Below are 26,509 nucleotides of genomic sequence, written 5' to 3' on the forward strand. Positions count from 1 at the left end.
AAGAGCACCAGCGTCAGACGGATACCCTAAATGTTGTTGATGATAGATAACTACGATTCTTTTACCTTTAACCTGGTGCAATACTTTCAGCACTTGGGGCAGGACATCTTGGTTAAACGCAACGATGAGCTGAGCCTGGCGGATATCGAGGCCCTGAATCCCACCCATCTGGTGATCTCTCCCGGTCCCTGCAGTCCCAATGAAGCGGGGATCTCCCTGGACGCCATCCGCCATTTTGCCGATAAATTGCCGATACTCGGGGTCTGCCTGGGCCATCAGGCGCTGGCCCAGGTCTATGGCGCCGCTGTCGTCCGGGCCAAGCGGGTGATGCATGGCAAGACCAGCAATATCAGGCATACGGGGCAGGGACTGTTTGACGGCTTGAATAACCCCCTGACCGTGACCCGTTATCACTCACTGCTGGTCGAGCACTTGCCCGAGGATTTTCGTCTGGATGCCTGGTTCGACGATCCCCTGCATGGGCGGGAAATCATGGCCATGAGCCACAAGTCTCTGCCCTTGTTCGGGGTGCAGTTTCATCCCGAGTCTATCTTGACCGAGCAGGGGATTGAGTTGTTGGCGAATTTTCTGCGTTATCCTTGAGTTAAGCTCCAAAGCCCAGAACCGCCTCCCGGCAGAGATTGCAGACCCGGCACCCGGGCCGGCTCAATCCCTGTTACAAGATTTCCTCTTCCCGGCGCCCAGTTTACCTGGCAAATATGGTATAACAGGCCGCAAAATAGCCCCAATCACCTGGTTGCAACGAGATTGACGCCGCCATGGCGGATTGAGATAACAAGAAAGGAAGATAGATGACCAGCCTGATGCGTAATACCGGCCTCAGCGCCATAGCACTCCTGGTGCTGACCGCCTGCAGCGCCACTCCCTCGACTCAAGCAACGACTCACGTCAAGCACGTACAAAGTGCCACGCCACTCCTGGCAACGCCGCCCCAGGTGTCGGCCCAGCTGACATTGGAGCAGATCATGGCGAATCCCGACTGGATGGGGATTTTGGCCAAAGACGCCTATTGGAGCGACGATAGCCGGAGTGTCTATTTTGCGCGTCAGGCCAGCGCCTCACCGCTGCGCGATTACTACCGCCAGGGGATAACCCAAACGACCGCGACCCAGTTGGGTTTGGATGCCTTGCATCTGGCGAGTCAGCAATACGGGGTATTCGATGCCGATAAGCGCCGCAAGGCCTACCTGTATCAGGGAAACCTGTTCGTCAAAGATCTGCACTCGGGCGAGATCAAGCAAGTCACACGTCAGAACGCCGCCATCGCCGGGGTACGCTTCCTGACCGATGGCGATCTCGTCTATTGGCAGGGGGAGAATATTTTCCGCCTGCACCAGGACACAGGGCTGATAGAGCAACTGGCTAACATCCAGATGCTGGATGAGCCCAAGGGCGAAACCGAGCCCGACACCTATATTGGCAAGCAGCAACAGAGGTTGATCCGTTATGTGGCGCTGCAGCATGAGAATGCCAAGCGCGGCGAACAATACAAGGCCGAACTGCAAGCGGCCGATCCTACCCTGGCGGCCAACAGCTGGTATCTGGGTGACAAGGAAAAGGTCTCCGAGCTGAGCGTGTCCCCGGACGGGCGTTATGTCTTACTGGCACTGACAGACAAGGACTATGATTGGCGCAGCGAGCATGACATCATGCCTAACTATCTGGGCAAGCAAGGTTATGTCGATGCCGTGCCTGTGCGGGCGCGGGTTGCAGAGGACAATCCGCCGGGGCAGCGTTTGGTGCTGCTGGATTTGAGTTCACACCGGAAGCAGGATATCACCATAGAAGGCCTGCAGGGGTTCGATGAAGACGTGCTGGCCAAGGTCAAGGCAGAGAATGCCAAGGCCATGGGGACAGGCTACAAGAGTGAGAAGTCCCCCCGCAAGATCCAGTTGATCGAAGACTGGGGCTGGAGCCAGAGCGCGATCCAGTGGAGCGATGACGGTAAACACTTGGCCGTCATGCTCGAGGCAGTGGACAATAAGGATCGCTGGCTGGCCAGGGTCGAACTGGAAAAGGGCAAGCTGCGCACTGAGCACAGGTTGCATGACGATGCCTGGATCAACTATGACCATAACCAATTTGGCTGGTTACCAGGCACAGACAGCCTCTATTACCTGTCGGAAGAGACGGGTTATTCCCAGCTGTATCTCAAGCCGCTCGCCGCCAAGGCCAAGGCATTGACCCAAGGCAAGTTTGTGGTCTCAGATATCCAGCTGGGCCCCAAGGCCGAGTATATCTACTACAAGGCGAATAAGACTCACCCTGGTATCTATAATGTCTACCGCGTCGCCTTGGCGACGGGCGAAGACGAGCAGCTGACCTACTGGGATGGCAACCTGGATTACAGCCTGAGTCCGGATGGTCATAGCTTGCTGCTGACGGCCTCACGCCGTACTCAGCCCGCCGAGCTCTATGTTCAACCCATCGCGGGTGAACTCAGGCAGTTGACGCATTACACCAGCGATGCCTTTAAAAACTACTCCTGGCAGGCACCCGAGGTGGTCACTGTGCCCTCGAGCCATGGCGCCGGCGCTATCTATGCCAGGGTCTATCTGCCACAAGGGTATGATGCAACGCGGGCGGCTAAATACCCTGCGGTGGTCTTCAACCATGGTGCCGGCTATCTGCAGAATGCCGACTATGGTTTCTCGGGTTATTTCCGTGAGTTCATGTTCCACAATCTGCTGAGCCAACAGGGCTATGTGGTGCTGGACATGGATTATCGCGGCTCCAAGGGCTACGGCCGCGACTGGCGGACCGCCATCTATCGCAACATGGGCCACCCGGAAGTGGAAGATCTCAGGGACGGTGTCAGCTGGTTGGGCGCCAATGCCCATGTCGACACAGGGAAGGTGGGCACCTATGGTGGTTCCTACGGTGGCTTCCTGACCTTCATGTCGCTGTTTACCGCCCCTGACCTATTCCAGGCCGGTGCCGCGCTGCGTCCCGTGAGTGATTGGGCCCATTACAATGCGCCTTATACCTCCAACATACTCAACACCCCGGATGTGGATGCCATCGCCTATCAACGCAGTTCACCCATAGAAGTGGCCCAGGGGTTGCAAAAACCCTTGCTCATCATGAGCGGTGTCCTGGATGACAATGTCTTCTTCCAGGACAGTGTGCGCGTGGTGCAGCGGCTGATCGAGCTGGAGAAACCCATGTTCGAAACGGCCATCTATCCGGTCGAGCCCCATGGTTTCCGGCAACCATCGAGCTGGCTGGATGAATATCGCCGCATCTACAAGCTGTTTGAGCGGGAACTGAAATAGTCCGACGCCCATCCGCTGCAGTCCCCTGAACGACCGTCGAAAGCCTGCTTTCGGCGGTTTTTTTTTCGAAAGATCCTGCCTGCATGCCCAGGGCTAATGAACCGGAAAGCTGCGGCAGCAAGCATGCAGTGTCCTCATAACGCCATGGATTAAAAGCCATTTTAATATGTGGATAAGATCTGAGTGCCCACCCTTTTAGCGCCCAAATCGCCTGGTGCAGGGGCTATACTTTCTTATGCCAAGGTATCATTAGGAGGTAGGTATTATGGCGATTAAAGACACCTATGCGGAAATCGAGAAAACTCTGGGGTTGGTGCCCGAATGGCTGAAACAGATGCCGGAAGGGGCTGCCGAGGGTTTTTGGGTAACAGCGAGAGATTTTTGGTTGGCTGAAACTGAAATCCCAAATAAATATAAGGAGTTGATAGGTTTGGCCGTCTCAGGCGCGACCCGCTGCAAGTACTGCTGCTTGTTTCATACCGAAGCGGCGCGACTCTTCGGTGCTACCGAAGCTGAAATCGCCGAGGCCAGCATGATGAGTGGCGTCACCATGATGGGCAGCACTTTCATCAATGCCCAGCAGGTAGATTATGATAAGTTCGCGGCCGAGACCCAGGATATAATCAATTATGTCAGAAGCCATAGACAAGTTGCTGCAGAGCAAGCCGGCACTGAAGCCCATCATCACTGAGTTGAGTGCCAGGAAGTTAATCACCGTTAAGGGCGGCCGTTACCTGACCACCAGGCGTTGGCATGGTGCCATGATGCGCGCCGCCCGCTATTTTGCCGAGCGGGGGGAAACCCGCCAGGACATGCGCCTGCCCATCACCAAGGCGTTGCTGGAATGCTATGGACGACAGGTCAGCGATACCGAACTGTGCCAGGCCATAGGCATCATGTTGGTCCTGAGCTAACCTTGATCGCTGCAGCCATGGGCCAGGCAAACAGACAACATCCCAGAAGCTCTGCTATACAATAGAGTTACATGGTAAATTACTCCGAATAAGATTGAGAACGGGAAAGGTTAACGGGTGTCAATATCTGTGACGGGTGGAGTCAGACCCGAAAAAATAATTGAAATAGAGCAGAGACTGTACCAGCAGCTGCTCGTGGCCAAGATGAAATCCGGCACCATGCAGGATGAGATCGACATGGAACTGGAGGCCGACGCCAACAAGCTGGATATAGAGCGTGAAGCCATACAGGCGCGCCTGGCCAAGCAGAACCAGGCCAGAGCCGTGTTCAAGGCCGTCAGTACGCAATTGAGCAACAGGGTCAACAATGCCATAGAGCATCACCTGGCGGTACCCGAGTCGGTACTCGCAGCCTGCGGGATCAGTGCGCAACAAATGTTGTTGCTGGAGATGCTCCAGAGCCAGAGTCTCGATCTAATTCGCCTGCGTCCGGTGATCGCGGAATTGGACTGGCTGATCCGGGATCTGAGCAATGTGCTCAACAGCCCCTCCTTCAGGCACCAGCGCCAGCAGAGAGCCGATGTCCAAGTGACAGATCTCAAGCTGGTTCTCAATTATATCGGCATAGAAAATCTCAGGATTTTGGTGCCTTACTTCTGTTTGCGCCACTGGCTCCCCAGTGGCAACACCCACCTGCTGTGGACCATACGCAAGCTCTGGCGTTACAGCCTGGCCACGGGTATCGCCGCCCAGGCGTTGGCCAAGTTGCATGATGGCGACGAGGGCTTGATGTACACCTGTGCCCTGTTGAATCAGCTGGGGACCTCGGTGGTACTCAGCTGCAGTGCCGGCTTGTATGAGAAACACTGGGGCGAGTGGTTGCGGGAAGCCCATAAGAGCAAGGACAAGGAACTCTATGATGCCGTGATGGCGACGCCATTCCCCGCCAAGGCCTTGCTGGAACAAGTGCAGAGCCAGGGGCAGAGACTCAACTGGCTATTGCCCAGTTTGCTGAATTTCAGCGACAGCCGGCTGACGCTCATGCTCAAGGAACTGGATGAGTCACCCAGTTATGCCGGCTTGTCTGCCGATGCGGCCCTGATAGCGCGTGCCTCTTGCTATGCCAAGGTGCTGATGCTCGAAGAAATGCGCCAGATAACGCCGCAGGAGAAACGCCTGATGTTCGATTATTATCAGTTGAGCGAGCAGGAAGTGTTGCGCTTGAAAGGGCAGAATTATCGCAGGGTCGAGCTGTTATGAACTTGAGGCCTGGCTCAGTCTAGGCCGCGTTTGGGCCCAGGGCCGGTCCGAATCTGCGCCGTCGCTATTGGGGGAAATTATGCCCAGCTGGCAAGGGGCCGTGTTCAATGCCTTATTATCCTATCTGGTCCGCCCCTGCCTCGGCTATGGCAAGGCAAGAGGGTCACTGCCGCGGCTGAGGCTCAGACTTCTGGCCCTGGACCGCCGCTGGCTGGCCTGGCCCGCCGGGCTGGAGACGAGCCGCAAGGCCCTGAGCCAGAGCGAGCTGCTGTATTACCCCAGCATGCGCTCCGGGGAGAGCCGGGAAGCCAGAGGCAGCCTGTTCTACATTCGTGGCGGAGGCTTCTGTTTCAAGACGCCTCACGCCCATGCCCGCATGTTGGCCGAGTTGGGCCTTAGCTGCGATACGGATATTTATGTGCCAGATTATCGTCTCGCGCCCGAGCATCCGTTTCCCGCCGCCCTGGACGACGTGCTCGAGGCTTATATCCAAGTCTTGAGTCTCGAGAGCGCCGCGCGCCTGGTGCTGATGGGGGACTCGGCAGGCGGTAATTTGGCGCTGAGCCTGTTGCTCGAATTGAAACGCCGCCATTTGCCCATGCCACGGGCCTGCGTCCTGATTTCCCCGGCTTTGGATCTCGCCTTAACCGGCGATATTGAGCGCATGCTGGGTGCCAAGGATCCCTTCTTCAGCCTGGAGTCTCTGCTGCGTCTCAGGGGGGCCTATCTGGCGGGGGCCGATCCCATGGCGCCCGCAATCTCGCCGCTGCTGGGGGATCTCTGTGGTTTGCCCGCCATTTTGGTCATCGCAGGCACCCGAGAGTTATTGCTGCAGGATTCACAGCGTTTGCTGGATAAAGTCGGCGCCGCTGGCGGTGACATCCGGGCGTTGTTTTACCCCAACATGCCCCACGTCTTCCCCCTGGTCGCCGCCTTGCCCGAGGCGGTCGATGCCAGGTTAAAAATCTGTGAATTCATCCGCGACAGGCTCCAAGGTTAATCTTGTGTAATTATTCATATTTCATGAATAGCTAGCAAAAATGCCGGCAAATAACTTTTTTTGTGACTATTTATGCCTTAAGCCCCCAGGCTAAACGCTTGTATAGTTCCTAATCCGCAATCTTTATGCACTATTCCTGTGCCCGAACCCGAGGCTGTTTGTGAAAAACTGGTATTTTCATCACAATTTCGCTAATAATGTCCACTAAGTAATACCAGCCCCGCAGTACCTCTGACTCGAGATGAAGATCTGTCGCGGTACCCGGCGACGTTTAAGCGTCGTGGACTAAAATAAAGGATGAAAGCAATGAGCGTTGACATGAATCTAACACGTGCCCAATTTGATGAAGTTATGGTGCCTAACTATGCGCCGGCAGCCGTTATCCCCGTCCGTGGCGAAGGCAGCCGCGTCTGGGATCAACAAGGCAATGAGTTTATCGATTTTGCCGGTGGTATCGCGGTCAACTGTCTAGGCCATTGCCATCCAGCACTGGTGGGCGCATTGAAGGAGCAAGGTGAGAAGTTATGGCACCTTTCCAACGTGATGACCAACGAGCCTGCCCTGGCGCTGGCGACCAAGCTGGTCAATGCCACCTTCGCCGAGCGGGTTTATTTCGCCAACTCGGGCGCCGAAGCGAACGAAGCGGCGCTGAAATTGGCCCGTCGTTATGCCCTGGAACAGTTCGGTGCCGACAAAGATCAAATCATTGCCTTCGACAAGGCCTTCCACGGCAGAACCTTCTTCACAGTGAGCGTCGGTGGTCAGGCCGCCTATTCTGACGGTTTCGGTCCCAAGCCACAGAGCATCACCCATGTGCCATTCAACGATATCGCCGCACTGGAAGCCGTGATCTCCGACAAGACCTGCGCCATCATGCTCGAGCCGCTGCAAGGCGAGGGCGGCATCATAGATGCCGATCCTGCCTTCCTCAAGGCGGTGCGCACCCTGGCCGACAAACATAATGCGCTGGTGATCTTCGATGAAGTGCAGACAGGTGTGGGTCGTACCGGTGACTTGTATGCCTACATGAGCACAGACGTGGTACCGGATATCCTGACCACGGCCAAGGCCCTGGGTGGCGGTTTCCCGATTGCGGCCATGTTGACTACGGCCAAGATCGCCGAACACCTGAAGATAGGCACCCATGGTTCGACCTATGGCGGTAACCCTTTGGCCTGTGCCGTTGGCAATGCGGTGATGGATGTGGTTAACACCGCCGAAGTGCTCGAGGGCGTTAAGCATCGCGAACAGCTGTTCCGCGATGGCTTGAACAAGATCAATGCCAAGTACCATGTCTTCTCCGAAATCAGAGGCAAGGGCCTGCTGCTCGGCGCCGTGCTGAACGAGCAATATCAGGGACGCTCGCGCGACTTCCTGGTCGCCTCCGTTGCCGAAGGCCTGATGATCCTGATGGCCGGTGCCAACGTGGTACGTTTCACGCCTTCGCTGGTGATCCCTGAAGCGGATATCGCCGAAGGTTTAGCGCGTTTCGAGCGCGCCGTCGCTAAAGTTGTAGCCGCCTAAGATGACCCAGGGTGTGGCTCGCCACACCCTGGGTCATGGGGAATGCTTGCGCTTTTATCCACCGCCGCTAGTTTTAATCCTGAGGCGATGATATTGCCAAGTTCCAGTGAGGAGACATTAAGATGTTGATCATACGCCCGATCCGCGGCAATGATTTCGAAGCACTCTACCAGATAGCCGAAGAGTCGGGTCACGGTTTCACTTCGTTACCCGTGAATGCCGATCTGCTGCATAGCAAGATTGCCAGGGCGGAAGCCTCTTTTTCAAAATCGGTCGATGAGCCCTTCGATGAAGGTTATCTCATGGTGCTCGAAGATACAGACACAGGCGAGGTGGTAGGCACCTGTGGTATCGAAGCGGCCGTCGGCATGGAAGACGCGTTTTACCATTACCGTCTCGGGACAGAGGTTTATCACTCGGAGCAGATAGATGTGCGCAACGAAGTGGAGACCCTGACCCTGTGTCATGACTACACGGGCGCCGCCGAGTTATGCACCTTGTTCCTGCGGGACTCCTATCGCAAAGACAACAACGGCCGCATGTTATCCCGTAGCCGTTTCCTGTTTCTGGCCCAGCATGCGGCCCGTTTCGGGGAGACTGTCATCGCCGAGATGCGTGGTGTGAGTGACGAGGAAGGCAATTCGCCTTTCTACGCCTGGTTGCAGCAACATTTCCTCGGCATAGATTTCATCCAGGCCGATTACCTTTCGGGTCTGGGCAAGAAGGCCTTCATGGCCGAGATGATGCCGCGAAACCCTGTCTATGTCTGTCTGTTGCCCGAAGCGGCGCAGAAGGTGATAGGCGAGGTGCATGCCAACACGCGCCCGGCGCTGAACCTGTTGCAGGCCGAGGGATTCAGATGCCGTGGTTATGTCGATATCTTCGACGGCGGTCCGACGGTAGAGTGTCGTTTGAACGACATACGTTCGGTCAGGGAGAGCCGCTTGTTGACTGTGCGCCTGGGCGTCATGCCGGCCACAAACACGAGTTACATCATATCCAACACCATATTGGCGGATTACCGCGCCACCTCGGCCAACCTCTTGGTGGCAGCCGACACGGATGAGGTGGTCCTGAGTCCTGAATTGGCTGCCGCCTTGCTGGTGGCCGAAGGTGAACAAATCCGCGTATTGGCAATGTAGTAGGAATCAAGAATGACACAATATATTCAAGGTCAGTGGCTCGCCGGCAAGGGTCATGAGTTGACCTCAATCAATCCTGCCAACGGTGAAGTGATCTGGCGTGGCCAGGCGGCCACGGCCGAACAGGTCAATGCGGCCGTCGAGGCGGCCCGCAACGCCCAATTCGATTGGTATATGCTGGGTTACGAGCGGCGCCTGGCGATCGTCGAGGCCTATCGCAGTGAACTCGAGGCCAACAAGGCCGAGCTTGCCGAAGTCATAGCCCAGGAAACGGGCAAGCCCCAATGGGAAACCATCACAGAGGTCGGTGCCATGATAGGCAAGATAGGCCTGTCTGCGGCGGCCTACCTGAAACGTACCGGCACGGAAGAAAACGATACCCCGGCCGGCAGAGCGGTATTGCGCCACAAGCCCCATGGCGTGGTGGCGGTATTCGGTCCCTACAATTTCCCCGGGCATCTGCCCAATGGCCACATAGTGCCGGCGCTGCTGGCGGGGAATACAGTGGTATTCAAGCCGTCCGAGTTGACCCCTAAGGTTGCCGAAGAGATGCTCAAGCTGTGGCATAAGGCCGGCTTGCCGGCCGGGGTGCTCAACCTGGTTCAGGGCGAAGTCGATACCGGCAAGGCGCTGGCATCCCACCCTCAGCTCGATGGCTTATTCTTCACCGGCAGTTCACGCACGGGTCACCTGTTGCATCAGCAATATGCGGGTCACCCAGGCAAGATCCTGGCACTGGAAATGGGCGGCAACAATCCCTTGATCATCAAGGGAGTGAGCGATATCAAGGCGGCGGTACACGACATAATCCAGTCGGCTTATATTTCTTCCGGCCAGCGTTGCACCTGTGCCCGCCGCCTATACGTAGAGCAGGGCGCCGAGGGTGATGAACTGATAGCGCAACTGGTTGCCGCGGTGAAGCGGATCCAGGTCGGCGCCTGGAACATGCAGCCACAGCCGTTTATGGGGTCAATGATCTCCGAAACCGCGGCCAGGGGCATGGTCGCGGCGCAGGCGCAGCTGCAATCCCTGGGGGGCGTGTCTCTGGTGGAACTCAAGCATCTGCAAGCGGGGACCGGTCTGGTCTCTCCTGGCCTCATAGATGTGACCGAGGTCGCTCAGTTGCCTGACGAGGAATACTTCGGTCCGCTGCTGCAGTTGGTGCGTTACACAGATTTCGATCAGGCGCTCAAGCTGGCCAACGATACCCGCTATGGCCTGTCGGCCGGCCTGCTCGCCGACAGCCACGAGGACTATGAGTATTTCCTGGCCCGTATTCGTGCCGGCATAGTCAACTGGAACAAGCAGATCACCGGCGCATCCGGCGCGGCACCTTTCGGTGGCGTCGGCGCTTCGGGTAACCACAGGGCCAGCGCTTTCTACGCCGCCGATTATTGTGCTTACCCCGTGGCTTCGGTAGAAGCCGATGCCGTCAGCCTGCCGGCCAGCCTGAGCCCAGGCTTGAGCCTGTAATCCCAAGGCTACTGAGAATAAGGAAGTGCCGCTACGGCACTTCCTTTTTTTGTACCCAAAATAGCCAAAGCCCATAAAAAACGGCGTATTCGGTGGAATACGCCGTTTTTTATGGGCTTAGGCATGGCCTCTTGGCGCCGGCCGGGGGAGTCTAGCGTGTGCCGTAGACCACTATGGTCTTGCCGTGGGCCTGGATCAGATTCTGTTCTTCGAGCATCTTCAGGATACGTCCCACTGTCTCGCGGGAACAACCTACTATCTGGCCTATCTCCTGGCGGGTGATCTTGATCTGCATGCCGTCGGGGTGGGTCATGGCATCCGGCTGCTTGGCCAGGTGCAGCAAGGTCTGGGCTATGCGTCCGGCCACGTCGAGGAAAGCTAAATCGCTGACCTTCTGGCTGGTGGTATGCAGTCGGTAAGCCATCTGCGCCGACAGTTTCATCAGGATTTCCGGATTCACTTGGATAAGTTGCTTGAACTTCTTGTAAGAAATCTCCGCTATTTCACAGGCTTGCTTAGCTCTAACCGAGGCGGTACGCTCGGCCTGTTCTTCGAATAGCCCAAGTTCGCCGATGAAGTCACCCTGGTTGAGGTAGGAAAGGATCATTTCCTTGCCTTCGTCGTCTTTGATGAATACCGCCACAGAGCCTTTGACTATGTAATAAAGGGTATCAGAGGCTGCACCTACGTGGATAAGGGTGCTCTTGGCCGGGTATTTGTGGATGTGACAGTGTGACAGAAACCATTCCAGTGTAGGGTCTGGTTTAGGCTTACCGATCAGCGCCATGGTGATTCCTCGATGGATTAACTCATAAGAATAATATTAATTGTGCATTCTAGGTCAAACTTTCCGTTAAAACCTTGATATAGGTCTAGTTTGGGTCAAGTAGACGGGGACTGTCCTATCCTAGCTATCTGGGCTCATTGTGCGGTTTTAACATTACATGTCAACATTTTATCCGTGCCGAGCCGGCTCCGGGCTCGACTTATGGATGCAATTCTGGCTAACTGCCAGTAGTTTTCGATTTTTAGGGGGCAAGCTGTGAAGTACAGGCAGTGGATCATGGGGCTTGGGCTGGGTCTTTCGTTGGGGCTGAGTTCGGCGGCAAACGCATTTTCTATCCCGCAACCCGTCAGGGAGCGGGCGGCCAGCAAGCTGGCGCATATCCAGTTACAGGCGACGCAAGGGGAAGCCGAGGCGCAATTTCTACTCGGCTTGATGTACCTGTCCGGCCGCTTCGTGGTGCAGGACAGCGACTTGGGCATGCAGTGGGTGACCGAGGCGGCAAAGCAGCAGCATGTCAAAGCCCAGCAAACGTTGGCCGATATCGCCTTCGAGGGCAAGTTGGTGCCGCGGGACCTGGCGGCGGCCGAGCACTGGTATCGGCAGCTCGGCCAGCAGGGCCATAAGTGGGCTCAGTTCAGGCTGGGGTTCATCTATGCCTCGGGTGGCGATGGGGTGCGGCGCAATTGCGGCAAGGCCGTCGAGCACTTCAGTGCCGCTGGCGATGACATCGCCTTGGGCAATGTCGCCTGGATCTTGGCCACCTGTCCCGAGGCCGAATACCGTAACGGTGACAGGGCAGTGGCATTGGCATTAGAGCTGCTGCGGCATGATCAAGAGGATCCTACCCATCTGGATAACCTCGCCGCCGCCTACGCCGAAAGCGGTGACTTCAATGCCGCCATTGCCACCCAGGAGAAGGCGATTCAGGCGTTGAAACAGCAGTCGACCGCCGCCGATACCCAGGAGTTTGAATCACGTTTGAGCATGTATCAGCAGCGGCGTGCCTTTCGGGAAGTCTTCCCCTTGACGGATTAATGCCTGCAGCCTGGGCCGTCACCGGCGGTCCGGGCCGAGGTTATTCATTCTCCTGAGTGCAGTTGTTGGCGCTTATCCATCAGCTCTTTGATCAGTGGCGTTAAAATCAATTCCATCGCCAGTGACATCTTGCCGCCGGGTACCACCAGGGTATTGACCCTGGACATGAAAGATCCCTGGATCATGCGCAGGAAGTAGGGGAAGTCGACATTATCCATGCCGCGAAAGCGGATCACCACGAAGCTCTCATCCAGGCTGGGGATGTCCTTGGCACTGAAGGGGTTGGAGGTATCGACCGTCGGCACCCGCTGGAAGTTGATGTGGGTGCGGGAAAACTGCGGCGTCATATGCTGGATGTAATCGTCCATGCTGCGCACTATCGAGCCCATGACCTTTTCCCTGCTATGGCCCCGCTCCGAGGTGTCACGGATAATTTTCTGGATCCACTCCAGGTTGACTATCGGCACCATGCCGATAAGCAAGTCCACATGCTGGGCGACATTGCTCTCCGGGGTGACGACGCCGCCATGCAAGCCTTCGTAATAGAGCATGTCGGTATTGGCCGGCAGCGGGCGCCATTGGGTGAAGGTGCCCGGCATCTGATTGAAGGGCACCGCCTCATCGAAGGTGTGCAGGTAGCTGCGGGTCTCGCCCTGGCCTGTGGCGCCATAATCCCGAAAGCATTGCTCGAGCCGGTCGAAGTTGTTGGCCTCAGGGCCGAAATAACTCAGGTTACGGTTGGCGGCCTCAGACTTGCGTATCATGACTTCCATTTCGGCGCGGGTGAAATGATGAAAGCTGTCACCTTCGACGAAGGCGGCATTGATCCCCAATTGGCGAAAGATATGGCTGAAGGCTGTGGTTGTGGTGGTCGTTCCTGCACCTGATGAGCCTGTAACGGCAATGATGGGGTGTTTTGCTGACATTTTTCCTACCCGTTGGAAACTGAAAAGCGCCGCTGCACTGAAATGGTATCGAGTGTTAAGGCCCTAGTTATACGGTAATTTTATAGCCGAGGTCAATCCTGTGCTTTGGCGACCTGATCATGATGGCGAATGGCGATGCTCTCGTCTTCTTCGCTGTATTCCACCAACAGTTTCCCCTGTTTGAGTGCCTGGCGACATTGGGCCAGCGCCGCCAGAATTTCCTCTTCGCCCAGGTTGGCGAAGCTGCCGTCTTCTACCTGGGTCAGCAGATACTCGCGCATCAGGCTGTCCAGGGTCTCGCTCGGCAATTGGCTCAGTGCTTCATAGGGTACCAGCATGATCTTCTCCGGTTAAAAATTGCATGATCCGCCCTTCGAGATAGAAGCGCGGTTTCCAGGGGCTGCCCCCCTGGATGAAACCTACGTGGCCGCCGTGGTGGTGCAACTCATATTCTACCGCCGCCGACAGCTGGTGGCGGCTGGGGATCACGGCTTCGGTCATGAAGGGATCGTCCCTGGCGTGGATGATGAGCGTTGGGCTGGCTATGTTGGCGAGAAAGGCCATGCCGCTGGCACGCTGGTAATAATCATCGGCTCCGCTGAAGCCATGCAGGGGGGCCGTGACCTTATCGTCGAAGCGATAGAAGCTGGAGAGTTCGTCGACCTGGGTATCGGCCACAGGCATGCTATTACTCAGCTTGGGATCGGCCAGCTTGGCCCTGAGCTTCTGTTGTAATTGTTTGATGAGATAGCCTTGATACAGCTTGGAGAAGCCTTTTTCCAGCCGTTTGGCACAGGCCGCCAGTTGCAGGGGCGCAGAGACCACCACGGCGCGCGTCAACAGGCTGGCGCTGTGGGTCTCACCCTGATACTTGGCCAGCACGTTGCCGCCGAGACTGTAACCCACGGCATACAGGGGCGAGTCGGGGAAGCGTGCTTTGAGTCGTGCCAGGTTGAAGGCGAGATCTGCCGTGTCACCGCTGTGATAGCTGCGGCCGAGGCGATTGGGTTCCCCTGAGCAGCTCCTGTGATGATGCACCAGGGCGCACAGCTGCAGCGCGGCACAGGCCTGGAGCAGGCGTCTGGCATAATGGGACTGGGCACTGCCTTCCAGACCATGAATGATCACCAGTATCGGCCGTCCCTGGCTTGGCTCGCCTTGCCAGTCAAGATCGATGAAGTCACCGTCGCTCAGCTCGAGCCTTTCCCTGCGCAGGCGTGGGCCGGCCACCTTGGTCAGCAGAGGCAGTATTGTCTGTACGTGGGGGCTGGTGGCCCACCAGGGAGGTGAAAATGTCTTATTCATTGTGTGCTAATCATGCCCCGGGGCTTGCCGAACATTAAAACGTGTGTTTAATTGGCTAACTGAATTGCCGCGACTCGAGAGTGTCGCGGCCGGCATTGTAACACAGATGTTGATTCGTCTGACACTGGCGGGAGGGGGCATGGAGCGACGGACATTTTTGCTGGCGGCCCTGACGGGCACGGCGGCCTTGGCCCTGGGCAGCTACCTCTATCTGCCTGAGTTGGAAGGCATAGACACAGATCAGGATCACAGGGTGTTGCTGAGTGTGCTCTTGCCGGTTTTTCTCGACGGCGCCTTGCCCGAGGTCGAGGGCCCCAGGTTGCAGGCGCTGAATCGCACTCAGGAGGCTATCGCCGCCTCTATGGCCGTGCTGCCCTCCCATCAGCAACAGGAGCTGCAACACTTGTTCGGCTTGCTGGAAGCCCAGCTGGGCCTGTTGCTGCTGACCGGCAGCCTGACTCCGCTGATGTTGAGATCGCCGAGCGAGCTTATCCAGATGCTGGAACGCTGGCGTACCAGTTATGTGGATCTGCTGGTGACTGCCTATCAGGGGCTGAGGGAGCTGGTGATGGCCAGTTTCTATGCCTGTCCCGAGCATTGGGCCAGGCTGCATTATGCCAAACCCAGGCTGTTCGATGGGGCCCAATAGCATGATGACCGAGATGATTGTTTGCACCGGGAGGTGCCCGATTGGTGATTGAAGATCCTATTAGCGCAGGGCTTGCCGCAGGTTGGCAACACCTGGATGCGGGTACCCTGAAGCAAGACAGGCTGTTCGAAGCCGATGTGGTGATAGTGGGCTCGGGCGCCGGCGGCGGTGTGGCGGCCGAGATCCTCACCCAGGCGGGATTGCAGGTCATCTTGCTGGAAGCGGGCCCGCTCAAATCTTCCAGCGACTTCAACATGGAGGAGCGCCGCGCCTATCCGGATCTCTATCAGCAGGCCGCGGCCATGAAGACCGCCGACAAGGGCATCAGCCTGTTTCAGGGTCGGGCCGTCGGCGGCTCGACCACGATCAACTGGACTACCTGCATCCGCACGCCGGAAGCGACCCTGGACTTTTGGGCTGGGCATAAAGGGGTCGCCGGCTTGTCGGGCGCGAGTCTCGCCCCCTGGTTCGAACGCATGGAGCGGCGACTGAATGTCCACGAATGGCAGTATGAACCCAACCGCAATAATGCCGCCCTCAAGCAGGGTTGCATCGCCCTTGGCTGGGATTACACCCACATCAAACGCAATGTCAGTGGCTGCTGGAACACGGGTTACTGTGGCATGGGCTGCCCGGTGAACGCCAAGCAATCCATGCTGGTGACCTGCATCCCGGCGGCGTTGCAGGCCGGGGCCCAGCTGCTGAGCGGCGTCCGGGTCGTCAAGATAGAACAGCATAAGGATAAGGTTTACGCCTTGAAGGCCGAAGCGCTCGACAGCGCCGGCAAGCCGTCTGGGGTGGCGCTCATGTTCAAGGCCAGACATTATATTCTCAGCGCCGGCGCCATCCATACTCCGGCCTTGCTGCTGCGCTCGGGCGCCGTCGATCCCCATGAGCTTTTGGGCAAACGCACCTTCTTGCATCCGAGCCTATTGTCCGGGGCATTGTTCAATGAGGCCATCAACGGCCACAGCGGTGCGCCTCAGTCCATCTATTCGGATCAGTTTGTCTGGCAGCATGGCGCGGCGGGGGAGCTGGGCTATAAGCTGGAGGTGCCACCCATTCATCCCGTGCTCATCGCCTCCAAGACCTTGGGCTATGGCAGCAGTCATGCTGAGCTGATGGCGCAATTCAATCAATTACAGGTGACTATCGCCCTGGTGCGCGACGGTTTTCATGAGCAGAGTCGGGGTGGACAGGTGCGCCTGACCCGCAGCGGCTATGAGCTGGATTACCCCCTGGATGATGGCTTCTGGCGCGCGGCGCGGCGGGCATTTGCCAGCATGGCCGAGTTGCAGTTTGCCGCCGGTGCCCGCAAGGTGTTGCCTATCAGCGAAGGCATGGGCTATCTGAACTCCTGGGCCGAGGCGAAGCAGGCGATCGCCACTATGACATTGGCACCGCTGAAGACCCCGGTGGCATCGGCCCATGTGATGGGGGGCTGCGCCTTCGGCGAAGATAAGACACAGGCCATGGTCGACAGCTGGGGCCAGTCGCATTATCTGGAGAACCTGTCCGTGATGGATGGCTCCATTTTTCCCACCAGCCTGGGGGCCAACCCGCAACTGTCCATCTATGCCATAGTGGCCCGTAATGCCAGTGCCCTGGCCAAACGCCTAAGGCCAGAGCCGGCTAAAGCTGTGCCGGCCGACGTGCGCGGCCATTGATGCGGCTATAAGTGCGGGTAGGCTGGTGCGGCTAGGCGGTCTCAGGACTCAGCTCTGGATATGTGCCGGCATCCAGCCCGAACAGGCCCAGGTAGGAGGATAGATTGGTCTGCGTGCCTTCGGGTGTCAGCTGATTGAGCTTATGGAGGATCAGGCGCTGTGATTTGCGTTCCAGCATCAGCTCGAGCGCCAGCATCTGTTGATATTCGGCCTCGAGCAAGTGTGACTTGGCCAGCCGGCGTAATTGCCTATAGGGTAACAACAGGCTCTGTTCCCAGTGGGCTATCTGTTGCTGCAGCGTCTGCCATTGGGCCGGTGCGAGCCAAACACCGCACAGATCCAGCTGCCTGGCCAGGAGCAGCAAGTTGACATTAACCCCGTGGCTGTCCTGCAGTGTGAGGCATAGGGCGCCATGCCGGGCATAAGCCTGTTCGCATTCTTGCCATAAGGCAGGATCATACTGCGTCTTTTTTCCCAAAATCCATTTCCCTTCGCTTGGCCTAAATATCCATTAATACCATGATAGAGAAGTTGGCTTCGGAGATAAACCTTTAATCAGGCGAAGGTTTCCTGTTCTATTACCTCTATGCTTTCCTGCAGTTCCAGCCAGGCCATTTCACTCTCTTCCAGGGCTTGGGTCAGCTGGGTGCGCTCATTCAGTACCTGGGTCATGCGTGCCTTATTCTCGGCGTCATACAGGCTGGTATCCGCCAGCATATGTTCCAGCTCCGCGAGCCGGGCGCCGATCTTCTGCTGCTCGGTTTCCAGCTTGGCCTGCTGCTTCTTCAGCGGCGAGACCTTCTGTCTCAGCTCGGCCTCGAGGCGTTTCTGCTGCTTCTTGTCCTGGGCCGGTTTGGCCTCCAGGGGATCGCCGGTTTGACCCGCGGCCTTGGCGGCATCGAGCAGCCACTGGTGGTAATCATCCAGATCGCCGTCGAAACTCGCGACAGTGCCATTGTCGACCAGGTAGTAGTCGCTGCAGCTCAGTCGCAACAGATGCCTGTCATGGGACACTATCACCATGGCGCCTTCGAAGGTTTGCAATGCCATGGTCAGGGCATGGCGCATCTCGAGATCCAAATGGTTGGTCGGTTCATCGAGCAACAGGAGGTTGGGGCGTTGCCACACCAACAAGGCCAGCACCAACCGCGCCTTCTCACCGCCGGAAAAGGGTCTGACCGCAGACAGGGCCATGTCGCCGTTGAAGCCGAAGCCCCCCAGGAAGTTGCGCAGCTCTTGCTCTCTGGCATTGGGGGCCAGGCGCATCAGATGCTGCAGCGGGGTATCGTCCAGACGTAAAAATTCTATCTGGTGCTGGGCGAAATAACCTATGTTCAGCCCTGGATTGGGTTGATACAGGCCCGTCATGGGGGCCAGCTGGCCGGAGAGCAGTTTGATCAGGGTAGATTTACCTGCGCCGTTGCGCCCCAGCAGGCCGATGCGCGCGCCGGGAACCAGGTTCAAATGCACGCTCTTGAGTATCGGCTTGTCGGTGTAGCCGACCGACACTTGCTCCATGGTCACCAGGGGATTGGGCAGGGCATCGGGTTCACGGAATTCCATGTAGAAGGGGCTGTCGGCCTGGGATGGCAGCAGTTCAGTCATACGTTCCAGCGCCTTCAGCCGGCTCTGGGCCTGTTTGGCCTTGCTGGCCTTGTAGCGGAAACGGTCGACGAAGGACTGCATGTGTGCCCTTTCTTTTTGCTGGCGTTCGAAGGCCACTTGTTGCTGGGCCATGCGTTCGGCACGTATGCGTTCGAAGGCGCTGTAGTTGCCCTTGTAGAAGTTCAGCCTGTAGTTTTCCACATGGACTATTTCATCGACTATGGCATCGATGAAGTCCCTGTCATGGCTGATGAGGATCAGTGTGCCCTGATAGGACTTGATCCAACCTTCGAGCCAATACATGGTATCCAAGTCCAAGTGGTTGGTAGGTTCATCGAGCAGCAGCAGATCTGAGCGGCATAGCAGTGCCTGGGCCAAATTGAGGCGCATGCGCCAGCCGCCGGAGAAGCTCTTGACCTGGTTACTCTGCTCGACTTCGCTGAAACCCAGCCCTGCCAGCAGAGACGCGGCGCGGGCGCGAATGGCATAACCTCCTATGGCGTCCAGCTTGCCATGCAGGGTGGCTATGGCATGACCATCGTTGCGCTCCTGGGCGGCATGAAGTTGGGTTTCCAGCTCACGAAACTCCCTGTCACCATCGAGCACATACTCCAGCGCCGACACCTCCAGCGCCGGGGTTTCCTGGGCCACAGTGGCTATCTGCCAACCCGCCGGCAGGTTGAACTCGCCCTTATCCAGGCTCAGCTGTCCCAAGATCAGCGCCAGCAAGGAAGACTTGCCCGTGCCGTTGGCGCCCACTAAGCCCACCTTGTGGCCGGGATAGATGGTGAGCGAGGCCTCGTCGAGCAGTGTCTTGGTGCCGCGGATTAACTGTGCTTGGTTGATGCTGATCATTGACTACAACTTGGTTAGAACGTGAAATCGTCGGGCACAGATGATAGCCCACATGGGTGGGGCTGTGCTACCCAAGCCAAGCAAAACTTGGTCCCAGGCGCGGCAAACGCCATTCGCGGCTCCTATGCTGTGGTCCGGGCCGATTTGTGGCAAAATAGGCTGATTCAGGCCCTGATCCCCGGGGCTGCCAGTCTGGACGATAGAACCAAGATGACAGTGACCAAGATTAAGAAACGTTTCGTTGCCGGTGCCAAGTGCCCCACCTGTGGTGCCAAGGACAGCATCTTGCTTTTCAAAGAAAACGGTGTCGAGACCATAGAGTGTGTCGAGTGTGATTACCGTGAGCAGCAGACGGACGAGAAGCTGGCGGCCAAATCCACAGGCGCAGTGATAGGCGTATTCAAGCCGGATTGAGCGCCCCGGGCTTTCCCAAGCCCTGTTTTTTGCCTCCGAGGCACTGATGCCAAATGGTTTTTTAGCAAGCCGTCGACTAGCCACTATACTCTATCTTCGAGGGCCGAAATTGTTATTTGTCCGCTGTAGCAAGCCTGACAACGCCTGACAACTGAGGAAAGGCGTGTTTTCTCCCTGTGGCGGCATCATTCGGTTCTCTGTTTTCTGTGAGTTTTCTGCGTTTCTAAGCGTCCAGAATGCCTTGGGCCGCGTTAAAGCCCGGGCCAATCCAGTCAAGGGTAGATAGCATGAAAAAAATAGCGGCATTGTGTTTGGCTTGTCTTTGGCCCCTTTCGTCCCTTTCGGTCGCCAAGGCTGAGCCCTTGGCGAGTGTGTATGCCGTCTGGGGCGATGGGAATACAGAAGGCGTCAAGCTGGCTTACGAGGCGGACACTCGGCTGTTGAATGCCTGGTTGCCCGCATGGCTGGCAGAGGGAGAGTTGTCCCTTGAAACCAGTGTGGGCTACTGGGGCTATGACGGTAAGAAGGGGCATGAGACCAATTGGCTGCTGACAGGCTCGCCGGTATTGAGGTACCCCTTGGGCTCGCTGGCCGATCAGGATGTTTTCATTGAGGTAGGCGTTGGCCTGGCATTGCTGCAGGAGACCCGCTTCGCCAACCGCAATCTGGATACGCATTACCAATTCGAGAGTCGTCTCGGATTGGAGACTCGCCTGGGAGAAGCAGACAGACATAGATTAGGCTTGAACTACTTGCATTATTCCAACGCAGGTCTGAGTTCACCCAATCCAGGGATGGACTTCATCAGCCTGTCATACAGATATAGCTGGTAATACACCCTAGTGTTCTTGCTTGGTGATGGCATGTTTCAACTCGGCGATTTCGGCCATCATGCTCGCCTGATTTTGCTCCATTCTGAGCAGTGCCCTCGCCAGCTCCGACTTGAGTTCATCCGCGTGAACATCCAGGCGCTCGCTCTCTTCAGGCGCGACAAAGACCGAGGCCATATAACCTGATATTACCCCGAAGAAGCTCACCCCGCTGATGATCACCAGGCCGCCAAGCACATGACCCGCGGTGCTGACCGGGTAGTAATCGCCATAGCCGACGGTGGAGATGGTCACCAGCGACCACCAGATGGCCTGTTCCGCCGTTTGGATATTGGCGCCCTCGGTACCGCTTTCGACAATCAGTATTATGATGGAGGAGAAGGCCAGTATGGTCACCATGGCCACCAGTAGGCTTGCCAGGGTAGTCTGCTGGCGTTGCTTGATGAGCGGCACCAACAGGGAGCGACTCATGCGTATGAGGCGAACCACCCGCAAGATTTGAAATATTCTGGCAAACCTGAAGGCTTCGATGGCCGGAATGCTGGCAATCAAATCTATCCAATGCAACTTGAAGTAGTAGGACTTGCTGTGTGCCTGGAATAAACCTACGGAAAAATTGGTAAGAAAAATCAGGCATATACCTGTATCTATGAAGAAGAGCAGCCTGCTGGTCTCTGTGTCCAGCGGCGCGAACGTCATGACCAGCACCACTATCACAGACATGAGGGAGAGCAGCATCATGGCCAGTTCGAAGGGTTTTGGGCCGCTCAGGGTCCGCAGAGACCAGCGAGTTTTTTCCGTCATGCTTGGCAAAATCCTGTTATTGGGTCCGTGGCGATGGGTGGGGTCGCTCATCCCAACAGGGTAAAAGACTTGCGCTTGAGTGTAAATGCCTGGCGTCGACAGTGCCCGGCTCGGACGTCAGGCACTGAGGTTTGGCTTGAGGCTCAGTTCTTGTCGACGAAATGCACCAGGTCGTCCAACACACGTTTCTTGATTTCCAGTTGGGCATCGGCGGCCAGGCCATATTTTTCTGCCAGCAGCAGATAATCTTCGGCGCTGAGGGACACAGTCAGCCTGGGACGTTTGGGGCGTTTGGCGACCGAGAGTCCGAGTATGGTGCGGATCTGATCCGAGGGGCTGACTCCTGCGTCGAGTGCGGCCTTGCGGATCGAGTATTGAAACTTCTCATCCAGGTCGAAGGCGACCTGAGTCGCCTTGGCCGCTTGTTGATTCTTCAGCCATTTTTCCGGTAATGGATGTTTACTCATGCCGCAATCTTCTCCAGGCAGTACTGATTCGGGCTCCGGCTCCCAGGCTTAAGCTGCGGGCCAATATTCACGTATGTCACTCAAGGGACGATACAGGGTCAGCATCACATCCGTGTCGCCGCCCTGATAGACTTCCACCTCTATGGCGCGGGTTTCCTGCTCATCGAGCAGTTCGTAGGCCTCGAAGGGCTCACCTGTGGCGCCATCGGCATCCTGAGGCGGCTTCTGGCCGCGATAGTCCTGGCGGTGAAAATAGCCGAATTCGGCGAAACTCGTCTGGTGGTATTGCTTGCCCAGCCATGAATCGAAACGCGCCGCGGCCTCGCCGCTCAGTTCCTTGGTGGTAAGCTCGGCCCTGCCAGGTTCCTCGAACAGCTCGCTGAAGGCATCGAGATCGAACAGTTGCTCGACCGTGCTGCGGTTGATCTTGATGGAAAAGGCCAACCTGGGCTCATCATCCTGTTCCAGCGACAGATAGATGCTGTCTCCACTGTGACCCTTGAGCAGCCACTCGGTTTCTTGCATTGTTTCATACTCATAGGTATGCACAGCCTCGACCCTCAGCTGTTGCCCGCGCAATTGCCCGGGCAAGGCGAAGCTGTCATCGAGGGCGATCATGTCGCCTTCGAGCAGCTCCGAGGGATGGGCGAGCCGACGCTTGGGGGCTTCCTGTTTGCCAAACAGGCCACGGAAAAATCCCATGTGTTACTCCTTAGATTAGCCCTTGCGTGCCTTGATGCGATCCAGCACGGCATTGGCATTGGATTTTTGCTCGCCTATGCCGGCCTCGGCCAATTTCGACTGCAGCGACTTATCGCTGTTTTCTTCGGCCAAGGTTTCCGCCGCCTTGAGACGATCGTCAAACTGCTGCTGGCGGGCCTTGATGCGCTCCAGTGAATCTTTGGCGTTCAGCAGCTTGGAGTTGCTCGAGGCGAAAGAATCTGTGATGGTCGCGGTGGCTTTCTGCACGCTCTCAGTGGTCTTCACCATAGACAGCTGGCGCTGGTAATCGCTCAGCTGACGTTCTGTCTTCTTGACCAGATCTTTCAGCCGCGCCGCATGGGCGGAGAAGCTGTCGTTGGCGCTCTGCTGCTCGGCCAGTTCCTGATCCAGTTGGGCTATCTTCTCGGCCACTTCGATCGCCAGGGCTTCGTTGCCTTTGTCCAATGCCTGAGTGGCATAGCCTTCATGCTCGGCTATGCTGCGTTTCAGGCGTTCGATCTCACGACTGGCTTGCATTTCCTTGGCCATCACATCCGTCAGTTCCCGCTTGGCCTTGGTCAGGTGTTTCTCGGCATCGCGGATTTCCTGTTCGAAGATGCGGGTGGAGTTGGCGTCAACTATGCTTTGGCCAACTTCGGTGGCACCGCCGCGAAACGCTGTCAGAATTTTATTGAGTATGCCCATGATGTGGCTCCTTAGTTAAGATAGTCGACCATTTCGTCTATGACTTCGAGGCAGTTATCGGATAACACAGATAACTCCTGTTCTATTTCCTGCATGCTGGAGTGCAGCGACAGTGCGCCGTAAACCACGTATTTATCATCAATTTTTGCAAAGGCTGACAGTGGCATAGGAATGTTGAGTTCCAACATGGCCTCGAACATCTCGGCCCTGCGCTCCTGGTTTACCTCGGCTTCGCCCCACAGATAACTGATGCAGAGGATCTGGTTATCCGTGACTGAAACAAACACAGGGATCTCTTCCCGTCCAACCACATTGACCTGTAAGACTTCCACTTCACCATCAATGGGATAACAATCGAATCTCAAACCTGTCTGGCTGTTGTCACCCAGGGCGTTGAGGTGATTGGCAATCGTATGGATATTCATATTTGTCCTCTATGACATATTATGTCTGCGGTTAAAGATAGCATCGAGACATAATATGTCAAGCGCTATCTGCGTCTGTTAGAAAAGTTCCAATCCCTGACTTTCTGACCAGGCTTTAAGGTGGTAGTGATACAGGTTCAGGGAGCCTATTTCATTGACCCGAATGCTGTCTGCATCCTGGTAAAAATTACCGGGAAACTCGAGGGCGCCGCGGATGAGTCCCGGGGTCAACCAGGCATCCTCGACCGGCAATGTCGCCAGGGCGCTCAACCTCTGCCTGGCATCTTTGCCCGCCACCGTCCCCATGCTCCAGCCCCATTCGCCGAAGCTGGGCACATTATGATGGTACTGGCTGACGCTGAAACCTGCACTGCCCAGGGTCTTGCCCACAGAAATGAAGGCATTTCTGGCGTGATAGGGCGAGGTGGACTGCACTGTGATGGCGCCATCTGCGCTCAGCAGTTCCTTGAGCTTGCGGTAGAAGTAGTCCGAATACAGCTTGTTGAGATCCGGATGGCTGGGGTCGGGCAGGTCGACTATGATGGCATCGTATTTCTCGTCCGCGGCCAGCAGTCGGTCGACCCCGTTGAAGGCATCGTCGTTGATTATCCTCACTCTGGCATCGTTGAGGGCATCGCCGTTCAATGCCAGCAAGGCGCGACTCAGGCGTGGCGGCAGCTCATCGTTCCTGCCCTTGAATATGCGGATGAGCTCGGCATCGAGATCCAGCAGGGTCACGGCCTCTGGCTGCCACTTCAGGACCTGCCTGAGGCCCAAACCATCGCCGCCACCAATGATCAACACCTTGTCATGCCGGGCGCTGGCCGCAAGGGTGGGGTGCACCAGGAAGGCGTGGTAGATGTGCTCATCACTGCTGGAAAACTGCAAACGACCATTGATGTAGAGGTTATACACGGGAGGCAGGCCATGGCCACGCAGTCGCTCGGTAAAGGTCAGTTGTTGGAAGCGGGTCGCCTGGGCGTAGACCACCTTATCCTTGTAGAGCAGATTGTTGAAATCCTGCTCCCACTTGGGTCCCTGCAGCGCGAGCAGGAGCAACAGCGCCGTGGCCAGCAGGTGACCCGTGAGTATCAGGCCCACCCGGCGGATCTTATGCCGGAAACGCCAGATGAACAGGTAGCCGGCCAACAGGTTGAAGCTGGCGGTGAGGGCCGCGGCCAGCTGAATATCCAGCGCCAGCATGAAGCCGACCCAGAGCGCCGCGCCTATCCCGGCGCCTATGTAGTCGGCGCCATAGATGGTGCCGGCATTATGCAGCAGATGCTCATCGGACAGGGACTGGCGCACTCTGGCGATCAGCGGGATCTCCATGCCTATCATCAATCCCAGCAGCACGCCCCAGACATAGGGCAGGTATTCGCTGAGCCTTTGCAGGTGGCCGATGAAGCCGCCATCGGGCAGTTGATCCGGTGGCAAGCCCAGGGTGTTGGCGATGAATAACGGCAGTTGCTGACCCAAGCCTATGACGGCGGCGGTGAGCAGAATCGCCAGTGCGCCACACAGGGCAACGGTCAGTTCGAGCAGGGCGAAGCCGGTAAAGGCGCAGCGTATCTTGCGGGCGGCGAAGGCGCCCAGTCCCATGGAGACTATCATCAGGCCTATCATGGTGTAGATGGCGGCCTCTAACGCGCCGAGGATCCGGCCGGCGTAGTGGGACAACAGATACTCGTAGATCAGGCCGCAGGCGGCGAGCACCGCCATTATCCCCAGCAGCAGGGCGTCATCGAGCCAGCCCAACTTGACGGGCGTGACTCCGGGACTCTGTGTCGGCCCTGTGCTTGCCTCTTGGTTTGCCATGGGGTTAAGCCATCAGGGCGGTGAGGACCAGGGCGATGGCCAAACTGATGGCCAGCTCGACCGTGGCTATGCCCAGGTTTTGCTGATGCTCCACTTCCGCAGCCAGATTGATCCGCGCCAACACCAGCTTCTTCACCAGGCCGATCAGCAGTGTCAGGGCGATCAGCATCAACACGGAAAACAGCAGCCAACCGAGCAGGTTGCTGACATGCGCCGTCGGCTTGAACTGGATGAAATGGCTGGCGGCATTGAAGCTGAGGGCCATGGCGATCATATAGCCGGAGTGGCGCACCGCCAGGGCGATTTGTCCCTGCACCAGTGCCGCCTGCATGGAGGCGCCCTGATTGCGGCGGGCATAACGCATCTCCCTCAATCGGGTCAGCAGCACCAGCATGAGTTGCGAGATGGCGAAGGCGCTGAAGATGGCGATGAAGGTGTCCAGGGTCAGGTCCTCGGCCCACAGCAGCACGGCCCTGATGATGATGGCGGTCGCTATGGCGGCACTGGCATCGACCAGGGCGACCGACATATTGCCCTTGAGGATCTGGGCGTTCTTGTCCAGTTCATTGAGGGCTATCTTGTCATGCAGGAAGCGGCCGAGTTTGATCAACACCAGACCGAACAGGCCGTAGGCGCTCATGCCTATGGCTTCGATGAGATAGGAGGAGGCGGCGGCGCCCGTGATGGCGCCGGTAAGCACTATCCCCAGGGCGGCGACGGCACCCGCTGTGCTGATGCCGAAGGCGAAGTTGTCGCGCTCGGCCAGTTCGGCCGAGCTGTTGACCTTGATGCTCCAGCCCTGCAGGTAGCGCATCAAGGTTAACAGGGCGACCGCTATGGTCAGATCTATCGCCAATATGATGGCCAGTTCCTGGGTGATACCGAAATCCTGAAATAATGTCATGG

27 protein-coding genes are annotated in these 26,509 nt (G+C 57.2%); 14 read left to right on the top strand and 13 right to left on the bottom strand.

Features of this window, described 5'->3' with window-relative positions; genetic code table 11:
* Positions 1-30 precede the first annotated feature (30 nt).
* The 9 genes from HC757_RS09090 to astD all read left to right on the top strand — a co-directional run bounded on the left by HC757_RS09090 (position 31) and on the right by astD (position 10,609).
* Positions 31-603: an anthranilate synthase component II gene (locus HC757_RS09090; RefSeq protein ID WP_169564030.1), complete on the top strand. Its 573-nt coding sequence runs from the start codon at positions 31-33 to the stop codon at positions 601-603.
* Positions 604-812: 209 nt separating this feature from the next.
* Entirely contained in the window at positions 813-3,296 is a 2,484-nt protein-coding gene (locus HC757_RS09095; RefSeq protein WP_169564031.1) for a S9 family peptidase, read from the top strand.
* Between the two features lie 265 nt (positions 3,297-3,561).
* Positions 3,562-3,987 carry a carboxymuconolactone decarboxylase family protein gene (locus HC757_RS09100; RefSeq protein WP_169564032.1) on the top strand — a complete coding sequence of 142 codons (426 nt, stop codon included), beginning with the start codon at positions 3,562-3,564 and terminating at the stop codon, positions 3,985-3,987.
* Positions 3,926-4,210 (top strand): hypothetical protein, encoded by a 285-nt coding sequence (locus HC757_RS09105; protein ID WP_169564033.1) that lies wholly within the window; start codon positions 3,926-3,928, stop codon positions 4,208-4,210. The genes HC757_RS09100 and HC757_RS09105 overlap by 62 nt, the downstream gene beginning before the upstream one ends.
* A gap of 117 nt (positions 4,211-4,327) precedes the next feature.
* Complete coding sequence (locus HC757_RS09110; protein ID WP_169564034.1) at positions 4,328-5,470, top strand: HDOD domain-containing protein; 1,143 nt, start codon at positions 4,328-4,330, stop codon at positions 5,468-5,470.
* Positions 5,471-5,549: 79 nt separating this feature from the next.
* Positions 5,550-6,470 carry an alpha/beta hydrolase gene (locus HC757_RS09115; protein WP_169564035.1) on the top strand — a complete coding sequence of 307 codons (921 nt, stop codon included), beginning with the start codon at positions 5,550-5,552 and terminating at the stop codon, positions 6,468-6,470.
* Between the two features lie 306 nt (positions 6,471-6,776).
* The gene (locus HC757_RS09120) at positions 6,777-7,994 is read left to right on the top strand and encodes an aspartate aminotransferase family protein (RefSeq protein ID WP_169564036.1); all 1,218 of its coding nucleotides are present in this window, start codon (positions 6,777-6,779) and stop codon (positions 7,992-7,994) included.
* Positions 7,995-8,116: 122 nt separating this feature from the next.
* Complete coding sequence (astA, locus tag HC757_RS09125; RefSeq protein WP_169564037.1) at positions 8,117-9,136, top strand: arginine N-succinyltransferase; 1,020 nt, start codon at positions 8,117-8,119, stop codon at positions 9,134-9,136.
* Between the two features lie 12 nt (positions 9,137-9,148).
* The gene (gene astD, locus HC757_RS09130) at positions 9,149-10,609 is read left to right on the top strand and encodes a succinylglutamate-semialdehyde dehydrogenase (RefSeq protein ID WP_169564038.1); all 1,461 of its coding nucleotides are present in this window, start codon (positions 9,149-9,151) and stop codon (positions 10,607-10,609) included.
* A 151-nt stretch (positions 10,610-10,760) separates the two neighbouring features.
* Here the strand turns inward: astD and crp are convergent, their stop codons facing one another.
* Positions 10,761-11,396, bottom strand: a complete 636-nt coding sequence (crp, locus tag HC757_RS09135) for a cAMP-activated global transcriptional regulator CRP (RefSeq protein ID WP_169564039.1) — start codon at positions 11,394-11,396, stop codon at positions 10,761-10,763.
* A gap of 255 nt (positions 11,397-11,651) precedes the next feature.
* Between crp and HC757_RS09140 the strand changes: the two genes are divergently transcribed.
* On the top strand, positions 11,652-12,431 hold the full coding sequence (locus tag HC757_RS09140) for an SEL1-like repeat protein (RefSeq protein ID WP_169564040.1): 780 nt from the start codon (positions 11,652-11,654) through the stop codon (positions 12,429-12,431).
* Positions 12,432-12,475: 44 nt separating this feature from the next.
* On the opposite strand, the gene HC757_RS09145 is transcribed toward HC757_RS09140, so the two are convergent.
* The 3 genes from HC757_RS09145 to HC757_RS09155 all read right to left on the bottom strand — a co-directional run bounded on the left by HC757_RS09145 (position 12,476) and on the right by HC757_RS09155 (position 14,662).
* Positions 12,476-13,357 carry a phosphoribulokinase gene (locus HC757_RS09145; RefSeq protein WP_169564041.1) on the bottom strand — a complete coding sequence of 294 codons (882 nt, stop codon included), beginning with the start codon at positions 13,355-13,357 and terminating at the stop codon, positions 12,476-12,478.
* A gap of 92 nt (positions 13,358-13,449) precedes the next feature.
* Positions 13,450-13,695: a YheU family protein gene (locus HC757_RS09150; protein ID WP_169564042.1), complete on the bottom strand. Its 246-nt coding sequence runs from the start codon at positions 13,693-13,695 to the stop codon at positions 13,450-13,452.
* Positions 13,679-14,662: a hydrolase gene (locus tag HC757_RS09155; RefSeq protein ID WP_169564043.1), complete on the bottom strand. Its 984-nt coding sequence runs from the start codon at positions 14,660-14,662 to the stop codon at positions 13,679-13,681. Before HC757_RS09155 ends, HC757_RS09150 begins: the two co-directional genes overlap by 17 nt.
* A gap of 139 nt (positions 14,663-14,801) precedes the next feature.
* On the opposite strand from HC757_RS09155, the gene HC757_RS09160 reads away from it, so the two are divergent.
* Together HC757_RS09160 and HC757_RS09165 are read left to right on the top strand one after the other, a co-directional pair.
* A complete protein-coding gene (locus HC757_RS09160) occupies positions 14,802-15,311 on the top strand; it encodes a TAT leader-containing periplasmic protein (protein ID WP_169564044.1) in 510 nt (169 codons plus the stop codon).
* A 41-nt stretch (positions 15,312-15,352) separates the two neighbouring features.
* Positions 15,353-16,978: a GMC family oxidoreductase gene (locus HC757_RS09165; RefSeq protein ID WP_169564045.1), complete on the top strand. Its 1,626-nt coding sequence runs from the start codon at positions 15,353-15,355 to the stop codon at positions 16,976-16,978.
* A gap of 31 nt (positions 16,979-17,009) precedes the next feature.
* Here the strand turns inward: HC757_RS09165 and HC757_RS09170 are convergent, their stop codons facing one another.
* Both HC757_RS09170 and HC757_RS09175 read right to left on the bottom strand, forming a co-directional pair.
* Positions 17,010-17,456, bottom strand: coding sequence for a TIGR02444 family protein (locus tag HC757_RS09170; protein WP_169564046.1), 447 nt, complete (start codon positions 17,454-17,456; stop codon positions 17,010-17,012).
* A 77-nt stretch (positions 17,457-17,533) separates the two neighbouring features.
* Complete coding sequence (locus HC757_RS09175; RefSeq protein ID WP_169564047.1) at positions 17,534-19,438, bottom strand: ABC transporter ATP-binding protein; 1,905 nt, start codon at positions 19,436-19,438, stop codon at positions 17,534-17,536.
* Between the two features lie 210 nt (positions 19,439-19,648).
* Between HC757_RS09175 and HC757_RS09180 the strand changes: the two genes are divergently transcribed.
* Together HC757_RS09180 and HC757_RS09185 are read left to right on the top strand one after the other, a co-directional pair.
* A complete protein-coding gene (locus tag HC757_RS09180; RefSeq protein WP_169564048.1) occupies positions 19,649-19,852 on the top strand; it encodes a YheV family putative zinc ribbon protein in 204 nt (67 codons plus the stop codon).
* A 371-nt stretch (positions 19,853-20,223) separates the two neighbouring features.
* Positions 20,224-20,685, top strand: coding sequence for an acyloxyacyl hydrolase (locus HC757_RS09185; RefSeq protein ID WP_342343059.1), 462 nt, complete (start codon positions 20,224-20,226; stop codon positions 20,683-20,685).
* A gap of 6 nt (positions 20,686-20,691) precedes the next feature.
* On the opposite strand, the gene HC757_RS09190 is transcribed toward HC757_RS09185, so the two are convergent.
* The 7 genes from HC757_RS09190 to HC757_RS09220 form a co-directional block, all read right to left on the bottom strand.
* Positions 20,692-21,486: an ion transporter gene (locus HC757_RS09190; protein ID WP_169564050.1), complete on the bottom strand. Its 795-nt coding sequence runs from the start codon at positions 21,484-21,486 to the stop codon at positions 20,692-20,694.
* Between the two features lie 143 nt (positions 21,487-21,629).
* Entirely contained in the window at positions 21,630-21,953 is a 324-nt protein-coding gene (locus tag HC757_RS09195; RefSeq protein ID WP_169564051.1) for a hypothetical protein, read from the bottom strand.
* Positions 21,954-22,001: 48 nt separating this feature from the next.
* On the bottom strand, positions 22,002-22,655 hold the full coding sequence (locus tag HC757_RS09200; RefSeq protein WP_169564052.1) for a hypothetical protein: 654 nt from the start codon (positions 22,653-22,655) through the stop codon (positions 22,002-22,004).
* Between the two features lie 15 nt (positions 22,656-22,670).
* Positions 22,671-23,360: a PspA/IM30 family protein gene (locus tag HC757_RS09205; protein WP_169564053.1), complete on the bottom strand. Its 690-nt coding sequence runs from the start codon at positions 23,358-23,360 to the stop codon at positions 22,671-22,673.
* Positions 23,361-23,371: 11 nt separating this feature from the next.
* Positions 23,372-23,785: a YjfI family protein gene (locus HC757_RS09210; RefSeq protein WP_169564054.1), complete on the bottom strand. Its 414-nt coding sequence runs from the start codon at positions 23,783-23,785 to the stop codon at positions 23,372-23,374.
* Positions 23,786-23,863: 78 nt separating this feature from the next.
* Positions 23,864-25,603, bottom strand: coding sequence for a polyamine aminopropyltransferase (locus tag HC757_RS09215; RefSeq protein ID WP_169564055.1), 1,740 nt, complete (start codon positions 25,601-25,603; stop codon positions 23,864-23,866).
* Between the two features lie 4 nt (positions 25,604-25,607).
* On the bottom strand, positions 25,608-26,507 hold the full coding sequence (locus HC757_RS09220; protein WP_169564056.1) for a DUF350 domain-containing protein: 900 nt from the start codon (positions 26,505-26,507) through the stop codon (positions 25,608-25,610).
* Positions 26,508-26,509: the final 2 nt, after the last annotated feature.

The sequence above is a fragment of the Shewanella salipaludis genome, from assembly GCF_012911865.1.
Lineage (GTDB): Bacteria > Pseudomonadota > Gammaproteobacteria > Enterobacterales > Shewanellaceae > Shewanella > Shewanella salipaludis.